General features: G+C 57.6%; 19 protein-coding genes. 5 read left to right on the forward strand and 14 right to left on the reverse strand.

What is annotated here, in order from left to right:
- Positions 1-9: 9 nt before the first annotated feature.
- Positions 10-741 carry an SDR family NAD(P)-dependent oxidoreductase gene (locus DQG13_RS15850; RefSeq protein WP_113020759.1) on the reverse strand — a complete coding sequence of 244 codons (732 nt, stop codon included), beginning with the start codon at positions 739-741 and terminating at the stop codon, positions 10-12.
- Between the two features lie 245 nt (positions 742-986).
- On the opposite strand from DQG13_RS15850, the gene DQG13_RS15855 reads away from it, so the two are divergent.
- Entirely contained in the window at positions 987-1,826 is an 840-nt protein-coding gene (locus tag DQG13_RS15855) for an AraC family transcriptional regulator (protein WP_113020760.1), read from the forward strand.
- Positions 1,827-2,131: 305 nt separating this feature from the next.
- On the opposite strand, the gene DQG13_RS15865 is transcribed toward DQG13_RS15855, so the two are convergent.
- The 6 genes from DQG13_RS15865 to DQG13_RS15890 form a co-directional block, all read right to left on the reverse strand.
- On the reverse strand, positions 2,132-2,872 hold the full coding sequence (locus DQG13_RS15865; RefSeq protein WP_181592782.1) for an ABC transporter permease: 741 nt from the start codon (positions 2,870-2,872) through the stop codon (positions 2,132-2,134).
- Positions 2,873-2,874: 2 nt separating this feature from the next.
- The gene (locus tag DQG13_RS15870) at positions 2,875-3,582 is read right to left on the reverse strand and encodes an ABC transporter permease (RefSeq protein ID WP_113020763.1); all 708 of its coding nucleotides are present in this window, start codon (positions 3,580-3,582) and stop codon (positions 2,875-2,877) included.
- Complete coding sequence (locus DQG13_RS15875; RefSeq protein WP_113020796.1) at positions 3,579-4,499, reverse strand: ABC transporter ATP-binding protein; 921 nt, start codon at positions 4,497-4,499, stop codon at positions 3,579-3,581. Before DQG13_RS15875 ends, DQG13_RS15870 begins: the two co-directional genes overlap by 4 nt.
- A gap of 58 nt (positions 4,500-4,557) precedes the next feature.
- Complete coding sequence (locus DQG13_RS15880; RefSeq protein WP_113020764.1) at positions 4,558-5,931, reverse strand: sensor histidine kinase; 1,374 nt, start codon at positions 5,929-5,931, stop codon at positions 4,558-4,560.
- Complete coding sequence (locus DQG13_RS15885; protein ID WP_113020765.1) at positions 5,928-6,605, reverse strand: response regulator transcription factor; 678 nt, start codon at positions 6,603-6,605, stop codon at positions 5,928-5,930. The genes DQG13_RS15880 and DQG13_RS15885 overlap by 4 nt, the downstream gene beginning before the upstream one ends.
- Positions 6,606-6,741: 136 nt before the next feature.
- Positions 6,742-7,527 carry a DUF6492 family protein gene (locus tag DQG13_RS15890; protein ID WP_113020766.1) on the reverse strand — a complete coding sequence of 262 codons (786 nt, stop codon included), beginning with the start codon at positions 7,525-7,527 and terminating at the stop codon, positions 6,742-6,744.
- A gap of 147 nt (positions 7,528-7,674) precedes the next feature.
- Between DQG13_RS15890 and DQG13_RS15895 the strand changes: the two genes are divergently transcribed.
- On the forward strand, positions 7,675-9,066 hold the full coding sequence (locus tag DQG13_RS15895; protein WP_113020767.1) for an aldehyde dehydrogenase: 1,392 nt from the start codon (positions 7,675-7,677) through the stop codon (positions 9,064-9,066).
- A gap of 467 nt (positions 9,067-9,533) precedes the next feature.
- Here DQG13_RS15895 and DQG13_RS15900 read toward each other — a convergent pair whose 3' ends face one another.
- From DQG13_RS15900 to DQG13_RS15925, 6 genes are read right to left on the reverse strand one after another with little or no spacing between them, the layout of a single operon-like run.
- Entirely contained in the window at positions 9,534-10,388 is an 855-nt protein-coding gene (locus DQG13_RS15900) for a diguanylate cyclase domain-containing protein (protein ID WP_113020768.1), read from the reverse strand.
- Positions 10,385-12,532, reverse strand: coding sequence for a cellulose biosynthesis cyclic di-GMP-binding regulatory protein BcsB (locus DQG13_RS15905; protein WP_113020769.1), 2,148 nt, complete (start codon positions 12,530-12,532; stop codon positions 10,385-10,387). The genes DQG13_RS15900 and DQG13_RS15905 overlap by 4 nt, the downstream gene beginning before the upstream one ends.
- A 20-nt stretch (positions 12,533-12,552) precedes the next feature.
- On the reverse strand, positions 12,553-13,803 hold the full coding sequence (locus tag DQG13_RS15910; RefSeq protein WP_113020770.1) for a glycosyltransferase family 2 protein: 1,251 nt from the start codon (positions 13,801-13,803) through the stop codon (positions 12,553-12,555).
- Positions 13,804-13,813: 10 nt separating this feature from the next.
- The gene (locus tag DQG13_RS15915) at positions 13,814-15,226 is read right to left on the reverse strand and encodes a hypothetical protein (protein ID WP_113020771.1); all 1,413 of its coding nucleotides are present in this window, start codon (positions 15,224-15,226) and stop codon (positions 13,814-13,816) included.
- Entirely contained in the window at positions 15,227-16,780 is a 1,554-nt protein-coding gene (wsfD, locus tag DQG13_RS15920; RefSeq protein WP_113020772.1) for a glycan biosynthesis hexose transferase WsfD, read from the reverse strand.
- Between the two features lie 20 nt (positions 16,781-16,800).
- A complete protein-coding gene (locus DQG13_RS15925; RefSeq protein WP_113020773.1) occupies positions 16,801-17,958 on the reverse strand; it encodes a hypothetical protein in 1,158 nt (385 codons plus the stop codon).
- A 170-nt stretch (positions 17,959-18,128) separates the two neighbouring features.
- On the opposite strand from DQG13_RS15925, the gene DQG13_RS15930 reads away from it, so the two are divergent.
- The 3 genes from DQG13_RS15930 to DQG13_RS15940 all read left to right on the forward strand — a co-directional run bounded on the left by DQG13_RS15930 (position 18,129) and on the right by DQG13_RS15940 (position 20,040).
- Entirely contained in the window at positions 18,129-19,205 is a 1,077-nt protein-coding gene (locus tag DQG13_RS15930; RefSeq protein WP_113020774.1) for a DUF3048 domain-containing protein, read from the forward strand.
- Positions 19,206-19,307: 102 nt separating this feature from the next.
- The gene (locus tag DQG13_RS15935; RefSeq protein ID WP_113020775.1) at positions 19,308-19,652 is read left to right on the forward strand and encodes a DUF4234 domain-containing protein; all 345 of its coding nucleotides are present in this window, start codon (positions 19,308-19,310) and stop codon (positions 19,650-19,652) included.
- Positions 19,627-20,040 (forward strand): DUF2752 domain-containing protein, encoded by a 414-nt coding sequence (locus DQG13_RS15940; RefSeq protein ID WP_113020776.1) that lies wholly within the window; start codon positions 19,627-19,629, stop codon positions 20,038-20,040. Before DQG13_RS15935 ends, DQG13_RS15940 begins: the two co-directional genes overlap by 26 nt.
- A 73-nt stretch (positions 20,041-20,113) precedes the next feature.
- On the opposite strand, the gene rlmN is transcribed toward DQG13_RS15940, so the two are convergent.
- The gene (gene rlmN, locus DQG13_RS15945; RefSeq protein ID WP_113020777.1) at positions 20,114-21,172 is read right to left on the reverse strand and encodes a dual-specificity RNA methyltransferase RlmN; all 1,059 of its coding nucleotides are present in this window, start codon (positions 21,170-21,172) and stop codon (positions 20,114-20,116) included.
- Positions 21,173-21,266: the final 94 nt, after the last annotated feature.

Below are 21,266 nucleotides of genomic sequence, written 5' to 3' on the forward strand. Positions count from 1 at the left end.
TCCGGCGGATTACCAGGGCAGCTCCCGCCCCGCATAATCCACCAATCCTATATTCTCCCCAGCATAATCCGGAGAAAGCCGCTTGTCCACCAGTCCGAGAATATGCCCTGCGGATTCATCCGGCGTCAATTTGCCCGCCATGTCCAGCTTTCCCTGCATATAGGTCTGCACATGACCCGGATGAACCACCATCACCCGCCCGCCTTTGGGGGCCAGTTGGTTATGCATCAGCTTGGATTGCATATTCAAAGCCGCCTTGGACATGCAGTAGGCATACCAGGCGTTGCGCCAGCAGTCCCCGATGCTTCCCGCCTCCGAGGAGATGTTCAGAATCAGCTTGTCCCGGCTGCCCATCACCAGCGAGACGAACCGGTTGGACATCCGCAGCGAACCAAGGACATTCACCCCGAAGACCCGCTCCAGCTCGGCAAAATCCAGCTCATCCTCTACGGTGGCGGTGATATTCCCCAGAATGGCCGCGTTATTGATCAGCATGTCCAATGATCCGGCTTCCTCCCGGACCCGTTGGTACGCCTGCTCCACACTGGCGGCGCTGGCGATGTCCAGCGGCAGAAGCCTGATGCGGCCGGCAAAAGCCCGCTCCAGCTCCTCATGCGCTCCGCCCTTCTCTTGAAGCAGACCGGCAAAAACCCCGTAACCCCGCTCCAGCAAACCTTTGACCAGAGCCAGCCCAAGTCCCCTGTCCGCTCCGCTTACCAATGCCCAATGCTGCTGCTCCATACTTCTGCTCCCATCTCCTTCCGATTGATCGGCCTGCTCCGGCGGCCCCGAAGCCGCCTCCCGACTCAAGTGTACGCTTTCATGAACGTCCCATCAAATAAATAATTGCATGTCACAGGATGATGCCTGCTGCGCCCAAGGCTCGGGAAACCGCCCGGACAAGCGGGTTATCTGTGGCCCTTTCGGATACCCGTCCAGGTGGTGTATACTTAGAGAATATCTTCAGGACGAAAGGATGGCCCGCTGTGAACCACCGTTCCTCTGAAAAACATTTTATCGGCGAGGCATTCTCCATCCAGCAGCTGCGCAAGCTCGGCTTTGACAAGATGGCGCGCCCCCATTCCCATACCTGCTACGAGCTGTATTATCTCTTGCATGGAGAACGTGTTTACTTTATGAACGGCAATGTTTATGTGGCCCGCAAAGGCGATCTGATGCTGGTCGTGCCGGGAGACCTGCACTCCACCTCCAGCTCCCAGGTGGAGGAGTTCGAGCGGGTGCTTGTCCATTTCTCGGCGGATTTTCTCTCCGGGGAGGACGGGGCAATTCTGGAGCAGGCGCCTTTTTTGGAGTCGGGGATGATTCATCTGCCATTAAAGGAGCAGCCGGAGCTGGAGAAGCTGCTGTTGGGGATGCTGGCCGAATGCCAGGAGCATCACAATTTCTATGAGACCTTCGTCAGACAGCTGTTGACCGAGTTTCTTATCCGTGTGCACCGCTCCGCGCTGGGGGCCGACGACATGCCGCAGCCCCGCCATCCCATGCACCAGAAGATTTCGGAAATTTCCGCCTATATTCATGAGCACTACCGGGAGCCGCTGACCCTGGAGGAGCTTTCCCGCCAATTCTACATCAGCCCGGCCTACCTGAGCCGGGTGTTCCTCAAGCTGACAGGCTTCCATCTGAGCGAGTACATCCGGGTGGTCCGGGTCAGGGAAGCCCAGAACATGCTGCGCAATACCCGGGAGAAGATCCAGCTCATCGCCGAGCAGGTGGGCTTCGAGCATGTATCCCATTTCAACAAAACCTTCAAAAGCATCACCGGCTCCTCCCCCCTCCATTACCGGAAGCAGCACAGAATGTAGGCTGGAGCATACGGAATGCATGTGACGAAGACCGCCTCCGGCATGGAGACGGTCTTTTCGCTTTTTCCGGGCGGCGTCTCAGGAGTCTGTCCGACGGAGTGGTTTAGGAGAATAAATATTCATCGGATTTCATTCCTTGCCGGGAAAGGAGTGCCTTGGATGCTCAAACACGTTTTGTCGGCCTTGATTGAATCGAATGTTTAAGGTGTCAAAGCCGCCAAAAAACTCGCCCTCAAGTCACTCCTTTCCCTCCCAGTCATTCCACTATGAATATTTATTCGCTTTTCCTTTTCGTCGGACAGCTCCTAAACATCCCTTCTGCGGAAATAGAGCCAGCCCGCCAGAAAGAACAGCAGGAAGCCCCCGGCCACCACCCCGTACAGGGAGGCCGCCGGCAAGTGAAGGAAGCCGAATTGGTTTCCGGCATCCGGCAGCATGGCCCGCAGCGGCTGGGACCACGGATAATAAGGGGCGTAGCGGGCGGAGTTGATGATGATGGCATTGGGCAGGGCCATCATGGCGTTGATGGCCAACGGCGCGGCAAAATTGGCCCAGCCCACAGAGCAGGCCAGCTGCAGCGCAGCCAGCGGCGCTGCGGCCGCAAAGCCGCCCAGGGCGCTTTGCGCCAGGTCTGCCGCAGGCATTGGCCCCGCCAGGCCGAGCAGCAGCCCAACGGCAATCACCAGGCCCAGATAGATCAGCTGGCTGATGAAGAGGAGCAGCAGCACGGCTGCCAGCTTCGCCAGGTACACGCCGCCCCGCTTCACCGGCAGCGCCAGCAGCTGCTTCCAGCCGCCGCTGTCATGCTCATAGCGGCATACGAAGGCGGAGATGATGCCGGCCAGCAAGGGCAGGAACAGAATGCCGTGGGTGATGGCCATAATCATGCTCAGGCTTTCCCACGTCCGGCTGCCTGCCATCTCCGACCGGAGAGACATAAAGCCGATAGCGGCCGCCAGCACCGGCCCCGCTGCCAGCAGGAGCCAGATCGCCGACCGGCGGAGCTTCATCCATTCGGCGCTCAGCAGTCTTGTGAAGAGGATCATTTTTAGTTCACATCCCTTCGGCCGAAATGGGCTGCGCCCATCACCAGCAGCCCGGCGCTGGCCGCCAGGCCAAACAGGATGTACCGGAGGCCCCCGGACTCCGGCAGCGTCACCCATTTCCACAGCACCCAGTCCGGCAGCTGATAATAGAACATCCCGACAATGGTGCCGGCGATTCCGATTGTCAAGGGGACCGCCTGATTGCGCAGCATCACCGACAGCCACAGCTGGAGGGAAACCACGGCCAGCCCGGCCAGGGTGGGATGGAAGCTTGCCGCCAGAAGCTCCCTCACGGGCGGGTGCCAGCCAAAGCCAAGCAAACCGCCAAGGAAAAAGGTGCCCACGGCCAAGAGGCTGCTGGATAAAAGCAGCAAACCCGCGCAGGCCAGAAATTTGGCCAGAAATACCCCAAACCGGGTCACCGGCAAGGCCAAAAGCTGCTTCCAGGCATGGGTCCGGTGTTCACAACCGGCTACCAGCGAAGCCAGCAGCGCCGCCCCCTGAAGCAATACGATGGGAGCAAAGCCCGAAACATTCCCCAGCAATCCCTGCCACAGCCTGCCTTCATGCTGCTTCACCAGATAATCGTACCGAAGCACGAAATTGACGGCTTCCATGGACACCACCCCAACGGGGCCCAGCACCGCCAGCACCACAGCCATGGAGCGCTTCAGCTTCAGCAATTCCGCGCCAAGAAGTCCGCCGATCATAGAATGGACTCCTTTCCCACCATGTCCAGGAAAATATCCTCCAGGGAATGGCGGCGCTCCTCCAGACGGTAAATGCTGTGGCCTTCCTCCACCAGATTCTTGACCAGCCGCGCGACTGCTTTATCCTCCGGCAAGTCAATGACGAGCCCGCCGTCCGCGGGCTCCTGCACCGCAGGATGCCCCAGCAGAGCCAGCGTGTTTTGGGCCCGCTCCGGTTGGCTGACCGCCAGCCGCAGAAAACCGGAGGCCCGCTTGCGCAGGGCCTCCATCTCTCCCTCGAAGACCAGCCTGCCCCGCCGGATGATTCCCACACGGTTGGCCGTCAGCTCAATTTCGCCGAGCAGATGGCTGGACACCAGCACCGTCATTCCGTACTGCTGCGGCATGCTTTTGATTAGCTCGCGGATTTCGTGAATGCCCGAAGGGTCCAGGCCGTTGGTGGGCTCGTCCAGAATCAGCAGCTCCGGCTCCGCCAGCATGGCGGCGGCAATGCCAAGCCGCTGCTTCATGCCCAGGGAAAATCCCTTCACCGGGCGGTTGGCCTCGGAGGAAAGCCGGACTGCCGCCAATACCTCATCAATCCGCCGCCGGGACACATTCAGCACACGCCTCTGCGCCTCCAAATTCTCCCGGGCGGTCAGATGCCCGTAATAGGAGGGCGATTCCACCAGGGAGCCCACCCGCCGCAGGATGGACAGGCGCTCCCGGCGCAGGTCCCGGCCGAATATGCGGACGGTTCCCCCGGTAGGCCGGATCAGCCCCAGCAGCATCCGGATGGTTGTCGTTTTGCCTGCGCCGTTGGGTCCGAGAAAGCCGTAAATGTCGCCCTTGCCGATGTGCAAAGCGGCCCCGTCCACGGCAAACCGCTTTCCGTAGCGTTTGGTCAGGCCGGTTGTTTCCACAATCCATTCCTTCACATTCCTCACCTCGGGCTTAAGCATACCAGCCCGAGGTTAAGACCAACGGACCCCAAGGTTAAATTTCGTTTAAACCAGTCCCCGGCTCCCCCAGACATGCCCGGGTGCCCCCGGACCCGCTCTCCAGCTGGAAGGAAATGCCCAGCTCCCTGCACATCAGAGCCACAATTTCCAGACCGATCCCGGCCCCTTTTTTATCCGAAGCGCCTGCCATTCCAGGTCCCCGGTCCTCCACAACCATCATGCTCCTGCCATTGTTCTCCCCGAGAGAAAGTCCCGCATAGCCGCCTGAACCGGCATGGCGGGCCACATTCTGCAGCAGGTTGTCCAGAATCCGGGTCATCCATTGCGGGTCGGTATGCCAGATAACCGGATGCTCCGGGGTATCCACCTCCACCCGGAAACCCCGCTCCTCCAGCACCGGGTACCACTGGGCCGCCGCAGTACGGAGAAACCGCCCCATCTCCACAGCCTCCCGGCTTTGCGGCAGCTTGCCTGCCGACAGCAGGGAATACGACAGGAGATTGTCCATCAGCCGGCTAAGCTCCTCCGCCTTGCCCTCGATCAGCGCCGCAGACTGCAGGGCCTGGGCCGGCAGCTCCTCCTTCCGCAGGGAATACGCATGGCTGCGGATAATGGTAATGGGCGTCCGCAGATCATGGGACAGGCTGGCAATCAGCTCCTTGCGCAGCGTCTCCTCCCTGGCCTCCCGCCGCCTGCCTGCGTGAAGCTGCCCGGTCATTTCGTTAAAGGCCCGCTCCAGCTCTCCGATTTCGTCCCCGCGGCCCACCTCCACAGGATGAGGAATCCCCGCTTCATCCACGGTCTCCATTGCCCTCGCCAGACCCACCAGGCGCTTGCGGATGCGGTAAAAAAACAGCCACGAGATCGCCAGAAAGATGACGAACACCGTTGACAGGGTGATAAAATACTGCTGCAAGCCATAAGCCGGCTTGTCCCGCATCAGCGCCTGGTCCACTTGAAGGGCCATAAACCCCTGCTCCTGCTTTTGCCCGATAAACGCCACAACAGTAAACGGGTCGGCGTCATAGCTCCGCTTCATAAAGGCAATCCCTTCCGCCGCGGACCATTGGGCAGGCAATTCCTCATCTGTAAGGGCAAGCCGGGTCAGACCGTCCCCGTCCACCCAGAAGAGCCTGGCTTGGGGAAGCTCTTTTTTCACCCTCGCCAACGCTTCATCAATGGCTTCCGGGAGAGCGCCGTCCAGCTGCCGCGCCTCCTGATGCCAACGGCTGATCAGCTCCTGCCGGGACGAATAGGGATTGGCCGGGCCGTTCTCCTCTGCCAGCCACTCCTTTACTGCGTGTGGACCCTGATACAGGATGAAAGACGCGGGAAATACCAGCGGCCACATCATAAAGGCGGTCAGCACAATCAGCAGATAGCGGATAATCAGGGAGTTGCGCTTCACGGCCTTGTCCTCAGCCGGTAACCGACGCCTCTGACCGTCTCAATGATCTCCGGCTGGCCGGGGTCCCGTTCCAGCTTCTCCCGGAGGTAGCGGATATGGACCATCAGCGTCTTGTCTCCCTCCAGGTAAGGCTCCCGCCACACGGCCTCATAAATTTGCTCCTTGGTCAGAATCCGGTTGGCGCATTGCAGAAAATACTGAAAAATATGATGCTGCTTGCCAGTCAGCTGCACCTCTTCTCCCGTGCGGGTATCGACGATGCGGTTCTCCTCCGGGTAGACCAAGAGATGCTGCAGCTCAAGAACCGTCTGGCCGAATTTCCCGCTGCGCCGCAGAAGCACCTCGATCCGGGCCACCAGCTCATCGGGGTGAAAGGGCTTGGTCATATAATCATCGGCAAACTGCAGCCCCGCCAGCTTGTCCTCAATGGTGCCGCGGGCGGAAAGCATCAGAACCGGAAGCCCGGGATATTTCTTCTTGAGGCGCTGCCCCAAGGTAAATCCATCCAAACCGGGAAGCATCACGTCCAGAATCAGCAAGTCGCACTGTTCCGCATATTCGGCAAGCTCCTCCCCGCCGGTTAGCCAGGTTACGTCAAAGCCTTGCCCCTGCAAATGCTCCTTGACCCATTGTCCGATATCCTTGTCATCCTCCACATAAACCAGCTTTTTCATCATGTCCGGCTCCTTACGGCAAGATACAGGGCAGAGGCCTTGAACCAAAACAGGTCAAGCCCTCTGCCCTTGGCTGATTGTATTGTACCAAAATTTGCAGGAGACGCGTATGGACGGGAAGCCGCTCTGGAGCTTTTTACCCTTTCTTCGTATAATCCTTGCGCTGATGCAAGGAGATGGACCGGTAGCGGGAGGCCAGGGACTTCAGCTTGTTGGCCGACAGCAGGCGGAAGGGAGTGTGCAGAGCCTTGTTCCGGGCCGGGCGCAGCACTACCTTTTGGGGCATCCGGCCGTACAGGAAGTTGCCGTAGGTTTCAAACTCGGAGAAGGCGAACTGCTTCTTCCGGTTCATGCTGCGGATAATGGCTTTATACCAGCTTACGCCATGCCTCGCCTCAATGGTCTTCTTCAGTTTGGCCACCTGCGCCTTCTCGAACAGCATGTAGTGGGTGACCAGCGATGAGGGGGCCGCCGTTTTTTGGCCCATCAGCTTCCGGTAGGTGACAAAATATTCGCTTTGGCTCCAATCCCGGGTATAGAAAACCGTCTTGCCTTCCCCTGTGCGGAACCGATGGGGCCGGATCAATACCGTATCCGCGTCCGCCACCAGGTAATACTTGGCGCTGCACAGTCTGGCTGCCCCCAGCTTCAGCAGCTGCTGATAGAGCCAGCCCGACCGCTCCCAGCGGTTGGAGCTGTAATGAATGTCTTTTTTGGTGATGGGCAGGACCGTGTCCTCATCCACAAATCTGCAGCCCTTCGCGGCGCAGAGCTGCATGATCCGCTGCTTGCGCGGAGCGATAATGAGAATTTGCCCAATGGGATGCTGTACCTGCTTGCGCAGAGCATCAATCACATGGGGCAGGGTCGCCAAATCCTTTTCAATGGCGGGAATGACAATATCAATTTGGGGTAAGGCCATATGCTCATCTCCATCGCGGCCAATTTTCCCCTTATGATATGTCGCTCCCGTATACAAGGTGCAGTTTGCTTCCAGAATAGGGCATACAGTAGTATGGAGAGAAACAGGGCTTGTCAACGCCCATCCTTGTATTGGAGGAGTTCCCGCATGAAGGTATCGACGAAGGAGCAAGCGGTCAGCATCGTGGAAGCGCAGCGGAGCTTGTGGAGAAGCGGTCAAACACTGGAATTGTCTTTTCGTCTGGAGCAGCTGCGGAGGCTTAAAAGCGCTCTTCTCCGCTTTGAAAAACCGCTGCTTGAAGCCCTCCGCAAGGATTTGGGGAAGGGCGAGTTTGAGGGATATACCACGGAAGTGGGATTTTGTCTGCACAGCATCGGGGAAACCATGAAGAAGCTCGGCAAATGGATGAAGCCCAAAAAAGCGGCGGTGCCGCTTCATTTGCAGCCCTCCCGCAGCTGGGTTCAGCCGGAGCCGTATGGCTCGGTGCTTATTATCGGGCCGTTTAATTATCCGCTCCAGCTGTTGATTGAACCGCTGATCGGAGCTATCGCGGCAGGCAATTGCGCCGTGCTGAAGCCTTCGGAGGCTGCTCCGGCGGTAGCGGCGGCGGTGGCCCGGTTGATCGGGGAGACCTTCCCGGAGGAGTATATCCAGGTGGTGGAAGGGGAAAAGGAAACGGTTGAGGCGCTGATTCACGCCCCCTTTGATTATATGTTCTTTACCGGCAGCGCGGCGGTGGGCCGGATTGTCATGAAGGCGGCGGCCGAGAACCTGGTGCCGGTGACGCTGGAGCTGGGCGGCAAAAGTCCGGTGGTGGTAGAGCCTGACGCCAATCTGGAAGTGGCCGCCAAACGGATCATCTGGGGCAAGCTGATGAATACCGGCCAAACCTGCATCGCGCCGGATTATGTATTGGCCCATTCGGCCATTAAGGATGAGCTGGTCCGGCGGATGAAGGAGGCTATCGTCCGCTTCTACGGCGAAGATCCTTCCGTGAGTCCGGACTATGGGCGGATTATCAATACAAGGCACTTTGACCGGCTGGCCGCCATGGTGGAGCAGGACCGCTCCCGGATTGTCCACGGCGGGGCCATGTCCCGGGAGGAGCGCTATATCGGGCCGACGCTGCTGGACCAAGCCCAATGGGAGGACGCCTCCATGGCGGAGGAAATCTTCGGCCCGATTCTGCCCATCCTGACCTATGACCGTCTGGAGGATGCCATCCGGCAGATTCAGGATCGGCCCAAACCATTGGCGCTGTATTTGTTTACGGAGAGCAAAAAGACGGAGAGCCTGGTGCTGAGCCGTGTTTCCTTCGGCGGCGGCTGCGTCAATGACACCATCTCCCATGTGGTCAGCTCCGCCCTGCCCTTTGGGGGAGTCGGCCAATCGGGGATAGGCGCTTACCATGGCCGGCACAGCTTTGAGCTTTTTTCTCACCGCAAGAGCGTTCTCAAGAAGACCACCCGCCTGGAAACAGGGCTGGTCTTCCCGCCCTACAAGGATAAATTAAAGCTGGTTCGCCGGTTCCTGCGGTAGGCCGCTTGGAACAAAACTACAGCACAACCGCGTTAGAAAGGCTTCGATCGAAGCACTTCGGAGAAGCGAGTCACCTGCAACAGGGGCCTCGTACTTCCGGTGCTGGAGCTGGATATGATTTTTCGAGTATATTTTTCAAAATGAGCCCATTTGCACCTAATAAGCATGAAATTTCGTGCTTATGTCGCTCCTCCACTCGCTTCAGCCGGAAATATATATGAAATTTCGTATATAATCCTCTTTTTGAGCCCTTTTTCCGGAATTGTAGTTGATTTTTCGATTACGCGCCCCTTGCCCCCATCGCTTCGGGTTGATCAAGGCGTTTGAGTTTGGCNTTACGCGCCCCTTGCCCCCATCGCTTCGGGTTGATCAAGGCGTTTGAGTTTGGCGATGGGAAGAAATAACCAACCTAGGCCGTTAACCTGTAGGGGCTGAGAGTCGCAATTCGCGGCTCTTTTTTTCATTTCCTACACATCATACTCCAGTTGCTTAACAGCCTGCTCCACAAATGCCAGGGGGGAAGGAATGGTCTCGGGGCTGTATTCCACTGCCCCAATCTTCAGGACCAGCTTCACCTTGTATTTGTCCGTAAACACGCCGGTGTTGAATTCATAGAGCTTCTGCCTGATCCGCTCCATCACCACCTTGGCCCCTTCCTTGTCCGTAAACAGGAGGAGACCCCAGGTGGCTTCTTCTTTATCCAGCAAATACAGAATATCGTTGGTCCGGATGCTGGATTGGCTGATCCGGGAGATATCCAGAATCGTCTCGCTCAACTGGTCGGCAGGGATAAAGCGCCTGATCTCCTGCCAATATCTGACCTTTAAAACCAGGAGGGTCAACGGAATGTTGTAGCGGACGGAAAGACCGGTAAAGACGCCTGCATCCTTCTGGAAAGCAAGGCTGTTCTTCAAGTCGGTATTCACATCCAGCGTTGCCAAATTGGCCGACTGCTCCCGCAAGCTGTCATTCTCTTCCTGGAGCCGGCGGGCGGACCAGGAATACAGCCACATGGCCAGGGTAAAAAGCGGCGTCATCAACAGCCAGAAATAAGTGCGGCCCTCAATGACGCCGGCCTGGGCCACAGTCTGGTACAGGACCAGACTGCCGTAGCCAAAGATGAACATCACATTCAGCACCAGCCCTGCGGTTACAGAGGAGAAAAAGGTGATCACGGCAATCAAGAAGGCGACGGCCAGCATGATCACATTGACCATGGCCTGCTCCGGATCGGCGGTGATAAACAAAATGGCCACCAGGCACAGGAGCATAAAGCCGACGAGAGCGGCATCCGATACAAGCGCGGGCGAGGTCCGTCTCATGATCGTCTCCTCCTTGTCGATTTTTTATGGGCCTTTCTTCTTGTATGCTTCCTCACCAGCAGGATCAGGGATACCAGCACCAACGCCAGCACCAGAACCGCCGCTGCCGTGAAGGCCACCACATCCTTGCGCTGCAGGATTTCATCCAGTCCCGGAGCCGTCTTGACGCCGGAGGCCTTCTTGAAGCGGAACGCCTGAATCTTGCCGTCCCGGTCCGTGAAAACTCCGTCGCCGTAAATCCTCCAAAGCGCCTCCTCTCCGGCCAGCAGCCGGGATGCCCGGAATACGGAATTGGGCTCCGCTCCCGTCACTACAAGCATCCCTCCCCCTCCATAAGGGGAAGGCAACAGCTGAAGCGTCCCTATGGCGGCGGCATACCCGGCCTCCAGGCTGATTTTTTCATTGGAGAGAATCCGCGTCCCGTCCTTGTCGTAACGGAAATACAGCTTGTCATTCTGCGCCCGGATAACCGCATTGTCCCGGTAGGAGCCGATGGCAATCAGGTTCCGGTTCTTCAGTTCCTCCGGCGCGGCGGAGGCTTGGCTGAACTTCACTTCACCGGTGTTGCTTGCTGCATACCGGCCCAACAGGTGAAACAGATTGCCCACTGTCCGGTACAGCTCATTGTCGCGCCGGTCGGGAAGAATGACGGATACGGAGGCAAACTGCCCGTCCTGGACAAAGGGATACGGATAGTTGTTCAGCAGCAATTCCGTTCTCTGCCGGGACTGAAGCTGCAGTTGGGAGTCCGGGGTGATGTACGCCCAGGGCGTTTCATTCCTGCTGACTGCGCAGGCATTGAAGTCCGCCTCCAGATCGAAGGCCACAGTTACGGTGAAGCTGCCTGACACCGCCATATCTCCGGGAACAGTAAACACGGCCCGGTCGGCTTGAGCCAGCTCCTTGTGCAGCTTTTTGCTGCCGATGGGCACGCCGTTGATTTTCACGGTGATCAGGGAACGGTCGAAGTTGAGATTTTCGGAGTAGCGGAAATCCAGGGCGATCTTGCTGGCATTCCCCAACTCCAGGTTTCCGGGCATGGCAATATAGTAGCTGCGCTCCTGATGGAAAGGCCCTTTCAGTTCATCGCCGTTTTCGGTCAGACGGATTTCCCGGCTGAACCCGGCTGCAGGCTTGGACACATCGGTTGAGTCGTCAACCAACAACATATTCCCGGCAGCCTGGCCAATCTGCTCCTGGTTGGCCACCAGTCTGCCCGCTTTGATGAGCATCTCCGGGGAACGGGAGGTCACAATCAATATGGCCTTATCCTGCATGCCGACCAGCCGGATGAGCCCCTGACGATCCAGATCGGGCGCGGCAGCCGCAGCTTCACCGGCACCGACTGCAGACGAACCGGACAGGACCAGCGCCTGAAGCTCCTGGGGCAGACTGTCGTAAAGGCCGATCAGGGTCACATATTCTTTGTCCTGAATATGCTCCGCCGTATACGGCAAAAGCGGGATGGCATTCTCCGTCAGCAGATTGGTTCGGGCAAACCCCGTCAAGGCATATGCCGCGGCTTCCCATTCCGCCGCTTTGGGGTCGGCGGGAAGGGTCACCAGGCTGCGGCCTGCGGCAACGGCATCGGGACCTGCCATCCGGGCATTAAAGTCCCGGATGGAGTCTTCCACGGGACGCAACCCGTATTCGGTTTCAACGCGGGAGGAGGCGCCGATCCGCAGCCAATGGGCAACCTGGGTATCCTCTACGCAAACCTGGTCATCCGCGTATGCCCGCAGCTCGGTTTGCAGCTTCAGCACATTGCCTCCCTGAACAAGCAGCTCTACAGGCACCGGCGCCTCCACATGCTGTCCGGTTTCCCCTCCTGTCTCCGGGTGAAAGGAGTAGAAGGGCTTTCCGTTTACGGACAGGGTGACGGTGGACCACTCTTTCCGGGATACCTGGCTGACCTGCACATCCAGGATTACCTTTACCCGGCCTACCTCCCAGTAGGAAGGGAGCTGAAAGGTCATTTCGCTTGAGCCCGCAGAGCCGGACAGGGAAACCTCCTCCCTGACAAAAGGGACGGTATAGCTGTGTGTCCCGCTTTTGGTCAGGAGAATGGCAGCCTGGGTCCAGTTCCCCTGCATCAATAGTCCGATTATGATGAAAACCGATAACGCTGCCTTTTTTACAACCATAGATGGGTCTCCTTTTTAGCCTAATACCGCTCTGTTTTGTACCATTTCACTTCCCGCTTCAGGATCTGGTCCTTGGCAAAATGATAAAGGCCGAAAACGGCCACCACCATCCACATCTGGCAATAGGTTATGTACATGAGCATGATGAGCCACAAGTTGGAGAAGGACATCTCTCCCTTTTCCGTCGTCAAGGTAGTGAAGGTTCCCAGCACAAACAGCAGAATGGCCAACAGCCACAGCAATGTGCTGATCCCGGCAATGGAGGTATGGACGTAGCCCAGAGCATGAAGGACAAGCAGGGTATCCGAGGTGACAAGCGAAGCCACCAGCAGGAAATAAATGGATATATAATACAGGATATCAAACCGGATTTTGCGTGCGGAGCGTTTGAACAGAAGCGGGATGTTTTTCACAATCACGTACACATTTCCCTTGGCCCAGCGGCTGCGCTGGCGGAACCACACCTTCACCGTCTGGGGCTCCTGCTCCCAGGTGACGGCTTTGGGCTGGAATTTGATCCGATAGCCCATCATATAGATGCGGAAGCTGATTTCCGTATCCTCGGCAATCGCCTTCACATCCCAACCGCCTACCGCCTCAACAATGCTGCGGCGCATGATGAAGTTGGTGCCGGGAATGGTGCACAGCCGGAACAGCTGCCAGCGTCCCGCCTGAGCCATCCACTGGAAGGAGAGGGTCTCGATATTGATGAACCGGGTAAGCAGGCTGGCGTCCCGGTTGCGGGTGCGGAATTTGCCGATGACAGCTCCCAAGGTTGGGTCTCCCGTAATCTCCGCCGCCAGAATGCGCAGAGCGTCCCGCTCCGGAGTATTGTCGGCATCATAGATGGCGATGAGCTCTCCGCGGCTTTCCCCGAAGCCGATGTTCAGGGCATTGGACTTGCCTTTGCCTCCGGTTATCTTGTCCGTGTTGATCACTTTGAACTGCCTGCCGGGATGACGCCGCTGCACATCCGCCAGGAGGGCGGCGCTGTTGTCCGAGGAATTATCGTTAATGACGATCAGCTCATAGCGGTCTGCCGGATAATCAAAGGCCAGCAGCGCTTCCACTGTCTGGACAATCACTTTGCCCTCATTATGGGCAGGAACCAGAATGGAGATAAAGGGGTACTCCCCCTCAAGCTTGGGGGAAGAACTGCGCTCGGTTCTTATGTAGTAGATATAACCCGCGATGATAAGCGCCACATTAACCAGCAGCAATGACCATATAGCCACTACTGCAATAACCATCAGAAGATCGGGAAGCCTCATGAGTTTACCCCTATTTCAAAAATTTGCGCCGGTACAGCCGTCTGCCCGCGGCGATAAACAACGTAAGCACAACCAGGGCAGCCACCACCACCGTCAGGAAAATCCGGTTTTGGGCCTGGAAAAATCCCTTGAAGCTGGCCTTCTCCCGCTCCACATACAAATAATCCTCGTCCGGCTCATCCCCTCCTGCTTCCCCGGTATCCAATGCAAGGGGCGCACCATTGATCGTCACCTTGCCTGCCTGGGCGGAGGCCGTATAGCCAGCGGTCCGGGTGGTATGCTCCCGTTGGCGGTAATCGGCAAATACGGCGGGATACGCCTTGAGCTCCTTCACCAGAATATCCAGCTCGTCCTGGCTTTCGGGAAAATCCAGGGTTACTGCCGCGTCCGCGGGATACGAGGAGGGAGATGATCTTAGCATTTCCCATTCGTCCGGAAAATCGGGGCTGATGCTGTACAAAGCGGACTGAAAATAGGCCGCTTCCGTGCTTCTCTCCTGGTACATCGGCGTGTCTGTATGGTCCGCATACAACACCAATGAATCGAAGAATCCCATTCCTTCACGGCTGTAATGCCGGTCAAAGCTCCAATATTGCTCCGCCGCAATCCCCAGGGGGGCTACCCCCGCCTCCATGATCATATCAAGAAAGGCCGAGATTTGTCTTTGCAGCGGGTCCGCTCCTCCAACAATAGGCCCAAATACGGCAGGCGCCTCCATCAGCACGCTGCCCTGTCTCGGCTGGATGTAACGGAGGGCCTCCGCATAGCGTTTGGCTGCGGGGAATTGAAGATTATCCAGCACCGGCCGGGCCCCCAGCATAAAGGGTATCCCTGCGGCATACAGTTCATCGGCCATGCTCCGCAGAAGAGTGGAGTCGGAGTAGGGGGTAAAGCCGCGGACCAGCACGTACAGCTGCCCGTGGCCCGGCAGGCCCATCCACTCCCGGAGCAGCCGGGCTGCGGCCAGCCGTCCGGCTGCTCCCCCCTGCGGCGCCGGGCCATATTGGCGGGAAGGCAGCTTCCCGGCTTCCGCCTGAGGAGCGCCGCCCAACTGCAGCACACTGCCGGGGAAGCTCTCCAGCTCCTCCACAAGCTCGGGCGCGTCATGCTCAATGGCGGGATCAAGGCGAAGCACCAGCAGCCGCTTGTAATTCGCCAGAGTCCCCGGACGGTAGGCGCTAATAGGCTCCACGGTCACCTTGGCTCCCATGGTCATCAGCAGGCGGCTTAAGGCAGCTGTTTCTTTTGCCCGGGGAGTGCCGATAGCCAGGCTGTCATACAGCAGCAATACCGGAATTTCCTCGGTGGAAGCCGTCGGTTGAGCCGCTGCCGCAACTGGAGAAGGACCCGGCAGCCAAATACAAGAGGCCGCTGCCAGAATCAGCAGCGGGCGCAAAAGTATTTTGGGGAGGATCATGGTCATTTAGGCATTCACACCTTTGTTCGCGATTGGAGGAAGAACTGCTGCCGGCTTCCTGGCACTTGACGGCTGATCCGGCATCTGTTGGTACCCAAGCTCCTTGCCTACGAGATCGGCAACGAACAGCACACTGACCAGATCAAAGCCCAAGGTAAACAGAAATTCATGCTTGGCCAAATCCGCGTCTCCCGCGCCGATAATGGATACGACAATGCCCGACAGCCCGATGCCCATGCCTGCCACTACCAACGCCAGCTTCTGAATATGCCGCATGTCCCGGACCCGGACCGCCTGCACAAATCCCGGCATATACAGGCCTGCAACGAGCACCATCCAGATGACGATGAAGCCAAAGGTCCTGGGGGCTGCGGCCTGTTTCAACAGACTATAGGCGGAGAAGAATCGGGTTTGGGCTCCGAAGTCCCTTCCCGCCGACTTCTCAAAGCTGCCCATAGCCGGAGGGCGGATGGTAAAGGCATTGCGCGCCGCCGCATTGAGCAGAGCCCCCAGTTCCCCGGGGTGTGCCGCATAGTAAGCGGCGATGGAGACAAACCCGTATTTGTTGTAGAAGTTCTCGCCCATGTGGCTTCCGTCCACATCTACCGTGGAATAAGGGGCATAATAGATGGTTCCCTTAAGAAGAGCATATTGCTTATTCATGCCAAAGGACTCCAGCGCCTTCTCGGGATTATCCGTTGTTTGCAGCACACCCCGGGTCATGGCATGGTACTGGTTAATATGCACGAAGTCTTTGGGAATCCATACGTAAGTGACGATTCCGGCGGCGAAAAGCAGAGCCAGAATGCCCCCTGCCAAAAACCGGAAAAGTCTGTCCCGGCGCATCAGGAGCAGGGACACCCCCGCTACGGCCAAAACCACGCCTACCGGGGCATTCTGCTGCTTGACGGTGATCAGGAGCAGGGCGCTGACGGCAAACAAAGCCAGCAGGACATAATCGTTATACCGTTTCCGGTAGAACAGCAGCCACGAAGCCATCAGAGTGACCATCATGACCAGAACAATGCTCTCCCCGAAGAAGGAATTGAAATAGGCCGTATAGCCTGTGTCGGCCAATACGAACACCACCAATAAAGCTGCAGCATACCCCCGTGCCCGGGACATCCGACACGTGATGCCTTCCACCAGCAGATAGACGGCTGCCGTATACATAAGGGTCAATAAAGCCGCCTGAATGCGGATATCAAAAACGGTGGTGCTGTATACCAGCTTGTTCACGGCCAATGCCAGCCGAATCAACAGGGATTGGGAGGAATAAAGCAGGGTCTGATGTTCATTAAAATATTGAAAAATGCCGTATTCCCGCACGAAATAGCCGAAATACCGACTGTCGTAATCCGGCTGGCTGAAATAAAGCCCATTGCCATAGAGGATGCGGTAATAGTCGCCGTTGTCCGCCATGCCCACGAAGGGCGGAACAAACAGGGCCAGCGCCGTAATGATCAGAACGGCGGACGCAGCCAATGCCGCCGGCGAAATGAAACGGACCGCAAAAATTGCGGCCCGTTGCAATCCGGACGGAATGCGCCTAAGCCCCATGTGCATCACCCTTCCTCATTCTAGTAGCGATAGGCCAATAGGGCCATTAGGTTGTCGAAGGAGTAGGCCTGGCCGCTGGCGGCATCGCCGTAACCCCGGTACAACGGACTAGCCGGGTCCTCCACCCGGTAAGCGTGCATTCTGCGCAACGCCGCTTCATACATCTCCCGGTCGTTGGTCTGGGAGCCGATCATGGCCGCCAATGCGTAGATGGCGGTGGACTGGATGTCATTGAGGGGCTGTCCCTCAAGCGAATAAGCGCCGTACAAGGCGCCGTGCAGCACCTCCCGCTTAATAAAGCGGAGGCTTTGCTCCGGCGCTTTGCCCATTTCTGCCAGGGACAGAATGGTCAAAAGCGACTCTACCGTACGGACGGAGTCCGATTCATAGGAATTGCTTCCATAATTGTACCTTAGTTGATAGAAGGGAAACAAGTCGGAAATGTATCCATCCGCGACAATTTTCTGCATTTTTTCCATGAGAGAGGAATGACTTTTGATCGGTAGAGGAAGTTTGTCCAGGGTCTTTAGGTCAATATAGCAAAGCGTAATAAACGGATTTGCCATGTCGTAAGTCTCATCATAAAAGTCCCTGATCCCGCCGTCCCGGATGTTGTACTTGGCGAAGCGGAGGGCGTACCGGTCCGCCTCGGCCGTGTATGCCTCATCGCCAAAGGCCTCCCCCGCTTCATACAGCGCCCGGATCATCCGCAGGTCGTCCACCGCGGCATTCAGCGGATACTGCTTGGAGAGCTTCGGGCTGTACCGGTAGCTGAACAGCCGCTCCCGGTCAAACACCCGCTTGGCCTGCTCCCAACCGGCGGCAAATTCCTCCCGCTTGCCCGCCAGCGCCTGGTAGCGCAATAGAAGGGAGGCGGATTCGCTTAAAATTTCATGGCCGGTGGCAGCCTCTTTGTTCTGCTCCGTGTCCGTATAATTGGTCCATACGCCGTCGGGACCGCTCATTTTCTCCCGGATGAACCGGTAGAGCTGCTCCTCCCGGTCGGCCGCTCCCGGCATTTGGCCGCCATAGGAAACAGCGGGAAGCATGTTCTTCCCGGAGGAGGCGTTGCCATTGCCGCTGCCGGCGGATTCGCAGGCGGTTGCGGCCAGGAGCAAGACCCCGGCGGTTATGGCTGCCGCCGCAGCATTGGCTATTTTTTTGCAGGTGGGCTTCATACAGGTTCTCCTCTTCATCCGTATCCGGGGGACGACGCGCCAGGCCATGTCACCAAACGTTTCCATTATTTCGTATACCCAACAGGATTCGGCCGGCTCCGCGGCGAAATGGAAGAATATGAATCCGTTGGGCGAGCTTTCGCCCACAACAGAAATGAGGGCTGTCACTGATGGTTATGCAATCCCAACCTTTGTTCCGCTTCCGTCTTCTGCTGATGGGAGCTTGCACCGCCGCCGTTCTGACGGCCTGCTCCCCGGAAGCCCCTTCCGGCAGTGAGCCGGGTATGTCCCCCGCCGCATCCGCCGCCGCTTCCATAGGCGCATCTGTGCTGCCGGCCACTCCCACTCCCGCTCCCTTCCGTTATCCCCTTACAGGACTGGGAAGCGAAACCGAAATGACAACTCGCCCATATATGGTCATGGTGGAAAATGCTCCCCAGGCCCGGCCGCAATCCGGCCTGCAGCAGGCCGATCTGGTTTTTGAAATCCTGGCGGAGGGGGAAATCACCCGGTTTGTCAGCGTGTTCCAAAGCCAGCCCGTGGAGATAATCGGGCCAGTGCGCAGCATCAGGCCCTACTTTGTGGAGCTGGGCGAGATGCTGGACGCGGTGATCGTTCATGCCGGCTGGAGCCAGGATGCCATGAACCTGCTGCAGAGCCATAAGCTGAACCATCTGGATCAGGTCTATGGGGATCATGCCTTCTACTGGCGGGCTACGGACCGCAAGGCTCCTCATAATCTCTACACCTCCACCGCAAAAATAGCAGAGGGTGCGGAAACCCGGAAATTCCGCAAGGAATGGAAGCAGAAGGGGCTGCTGTTTGCCGCCCAAGGCGTCTCCCCCACGGCTGCCGCCTCCGGGACAAACCCGGCCAGCCGCGTGAAAATTCCGTACATCCGCGGCTACGTGGTCTCCTATGATTATGACGCGGACAAGGAATATTACCTGCGCAGCATGGACGGCGAGCCCCACGCAGATAAGGAAACCGGCGGCCAGCTGCATACCCGCAACCTGCTGGTGCTGGAAGCAAAGCACGCCGTGCTGGACAAGGAGGGACGGCGCAGCGTGAATGTCACCGGCCCCGGCAAGGGAACCTTGATCCAGGAGGGCCGCGCCCTGTCCGTCACCTGGCAGCAAAAGGACGGCATGCTCCGCGTCTATGCAGGCAGCACAGAGATCCCTCTTTTGCCCGGAAACACCTGGGTGCAGGTGGTCCCGGAGGGAACTGTTGTGCAGATGGAATAGCAGGAATTTTTTCTTGAACCTTCCAATACAATTCAGTATACTCAAGCTAGCCTTTGTCGGCTTGTGTAGTTTTTTATCACAATTTTATTGGGACGGTGGAGCATGGTAGAGCAGCGCGGCGTGGCAGTTGCAGTTATTCTGACTTTGATTACATGCGGGATTTACGGGATTTATTGGTTTATCGTATTAACCAGTGATGTCGGAAAGTTAAGCGGCGACCATGAGTTTACCGGCGGCAAGCATTTCCTTCTCACGCTGGTCACCTGCGGTATTTGGAGCTATGTATGGGCGTTCCAGATCGGTCGTCAGGTGGAGCAGGCCCAGCATCAGCGGGGTTGGCATGCCTCCGATAATGCCCTGATTTATTTGATTCTCCACTTCTTCGGTTTGCAAATTGTCACTCTGGCCTTGGTTCAAGCCGATGTCAACAAGATGGCCCGTTATTAATCGGCTGTTCCGGCCTCTCCCTAAGCGGCTGGTCGGGACGACGGCGGCTGCGGCAGGAGGACTGCTTTATCTGAAGGTGTGGCTACCGTACACTCACTTGGGAATCCCTTGCCCCTTCTACACGGTCACAGGATTGTACTGCCCCGGCTGCGGGATCACCCGGATGTTTCTGGCCCTATTGGAGCTTGACCCGGCACAAGCCCTCCGCTTTAATGCGTTGCCTTTTGCTCTGATCCCGCTTTATGCCCTGTATTGGTCGGCCCAGCGCAAAGGGATGAAACGCACCGGCAGCATCGTGATGGGGATTATGCTGACCCTCACCCTGGCATTCGGTGTCCTGCGGAATTTCGAAGCCTTTCATTGGCTGGCTCCGCCACAAACCGGATAATTTTAGATGTGAGAAAAAACCTTCAAATCCGCCATTTCGCGGAGGCGAAGGTTTTTTGCTTCGCCTTGCCGCCCTATACGCCCCGCAGCTGCTTTGAGCGGAGCTGGCCGCAGGCGGCGTCTATATCCGCCCCCTGCTCCTGGCGGATGGTGGAGTTGATGCCGTGTTTTTTGAGCACATCATAAAAGGCATCCACCGCTTCCCGGCTGCTCCGCTTGTATTCCTGAAACTCGTCCACCGGATTGTAGGGGATCAGGTTGACCCCGGTCGCCTCCTTCCGGTCGCCGATCAGCCCCACCAGCTCCAGGGCATGGGCAGGCTGGTCGTTGACATCCTGGAGCAGGATATATTCCAGGGTAATGCGCCGTCCGGTTTTGTTCTGGTAATAATGGATGGCGTCCATCAGCTCCCGGAGAGGATAGGCCCGGTTGATCTTCATAATCCGGGTGCGCAGTTCATCATTGGGCGCGTGCAGGGACACCGCCAGATTGACCTTCAGCATAGCGTCGGCAAAATCCCGAATCCGCGGAACCAGGCCGCTGGTAGACACGGTAATATGCCGCGGGCCGATGACCAGTCCCTTTTGGTCCATGACAATGCGCAGGAAGGACATCAGGTTGTCCCAATTGTCCAGTGGCTCGCCGATTCCCATCACCACCAGATGGGAGACCTTGGCCCCCGGTTCATGCCGGTCCAGATACGACTGGACCTTCATGATCTGGCCGGTCAGCTCTCCGGCATCCAGGTCCCGCTTCTTGGCCATGGTGCCGCTGGCGCAGAAGCTGCAGCCAATATTGCAGCCCACCTGTGTGGTCACACAGACGGATAACCCGTATTTATGGCGCATCAGCACCGTTTCGATCAGATCGCCGTCCGCCAGGCGGAACAAAAACTTGATGGTCCCGTCGGCAGCCTGCTGCCGGGTATGCTCCTCCAGCGTCTGAACGGCAAAATGCTCCTCCAGCAAAACGCGGCAGGATTCATGCACATCGGACATGACGGCGAATTCTCCCACCCGCTTCCGGTACAGCCAATCCCATACCTGAAGCGCCCGGTGTTTCTTATGCCCATGGCTCTCCAGCCAGGCTGCCAGCTCATCAAAGGCCAGTCCGTAAATCGAAGGCTTGTTCATGTGGACTCTCCTTTTTGCAATGTGCCTATATTGTCCCAAATTCCCGGGCAAATTGCCAGTCCTGCGGACATCTGTTATCTTGAAAATAGCCTTG

Origin of the sequence: Paenibacillus sp. YN15 (genome assembly GCF_003285005.1) — a bacterium.
In the GTDB taxonomy this organism is placed as follows: Bacteria; Bacillota; Bacilli; order Paenibacillales; family NBRC-103111; genus Paenibacillus_AR.

Excerpts from the sequence above, each read along its gene's own strand:
- DQG13_RS15850 (WP_113020759.1), bottom strand. The coding sequence starts at position 741 with ATGGAGCAGCAGCATTGGGCATTGGTAAGCGGAGCGGACAGGGGACTT.
- DQG13_RS15865 (WP_181592782.1), bottom strand. The coding sequence starts at position 2,872 with ATGATCCTCTTCACAAGACTGCTGAGCGCCGAATGGATGAAGCTCCGC.
- DQG13_RS15870 (WP_113020763.1), bottom strand. The coding sequence starts at position 3,582 with ATGATCGGCGGACTTCTTGGCGCGGAATTGCTGAAGCTGAAGCGCTCC.
- DQG13_RS15885 (WP_113020765.1), bottom strand. The coding sequence starts at position 6,605 with ATGAAAAAGCTGGTTTATGTGGAGGATGACAAGGATATCGGACAATGG.
- DQG13_RS15890 (WP_113020766.1), bottom strand. The coding sequence starts at position 7,527 with ATGGCCTTACCCCAAATTGATATTGTCATTCCCGCCATTGAAAAGGAT.
- DQG13_RS15895 (WP_113020767.1), top strand. The coding sequence starts at position 7,675 with ATGAAGGTATCGACGAAGGAGCAAGCGGTCAGCATCGTGGAAGCGCAG.
- DQG13_RS15900 (WP_113020768.1), bottom strand. The coding sequence starts at position 10,388 with ATGAGACGGACCTCGCCCGCGCTTGTATCGGATGCCGCTCTCGTCGGC.
- DQG13_RS15905 (WP_113020769.1), bottom strand. The coding sequence starts at position 12,532 with ATGGTTGTAAAAAAGGCAGCGTTATCGGTTTTCATCATAATCGGACTA.
- DQG13_RS15910 (WP_113020770.1), bottom strand. The coding sequence starts at position 13,803 with ATGAGGCTTCCCGATCTTCTGATGGTTATTGCAGTAGTGGCTATATGG.
- DQG13_RS15915 (WP_113020771.1), bottom strand. The coding sequence starts at position 15,226 with ATGACCATGATCCTCCCCAAAATACTTTTGCGCCCGCTGCTGATTCTG.
- wsfD (WP_113020772.1), bottom strand. The coding sequence starts at position 16,780 with ATGGGGCTTAGGCGCATTCCGTCCGGATTGCAACGGGCCGCAATTTTT.
- DQG13_RS15925 (WP_113020773.1), bottom strand. The coding sequence starts at position 17,958 with ATGAAGCCCACCTGCAAAAAAATAGCCAATGCTGCGGCGGCAGCCATA.
- DQG13_RS15930 (WP_113020774.1), top strand. The coding sequence starts at position 18,129 with ATGGTTATGCAATCCCAACCTTTGTTCCGCTTCCGTCTTCTGCTGATG.
- DQG13_RS15935 (WP_113020775.1), top strand. The coding sequence starts at position 19,308 with ATGGTAGAGCAGCGCGGCGTGGCAGTTGCAGTTATTCTGACTTTGATT.
- DQG13_RS15940 (WP_113020776.1), top strand. The coding sequence starts at position 19,627 with ATGTCAACAAGATGGCCCGTTATTAATCGGCTGTTCCGGCCTCTCCCT.
- rlmN (WP_113020777.1), bottom strand. The coding sequence starts at position 21,172 with ATGAACAAGCCTTCGATTTACGGACTGGCCTTTGATGAGCTGGCAGCC.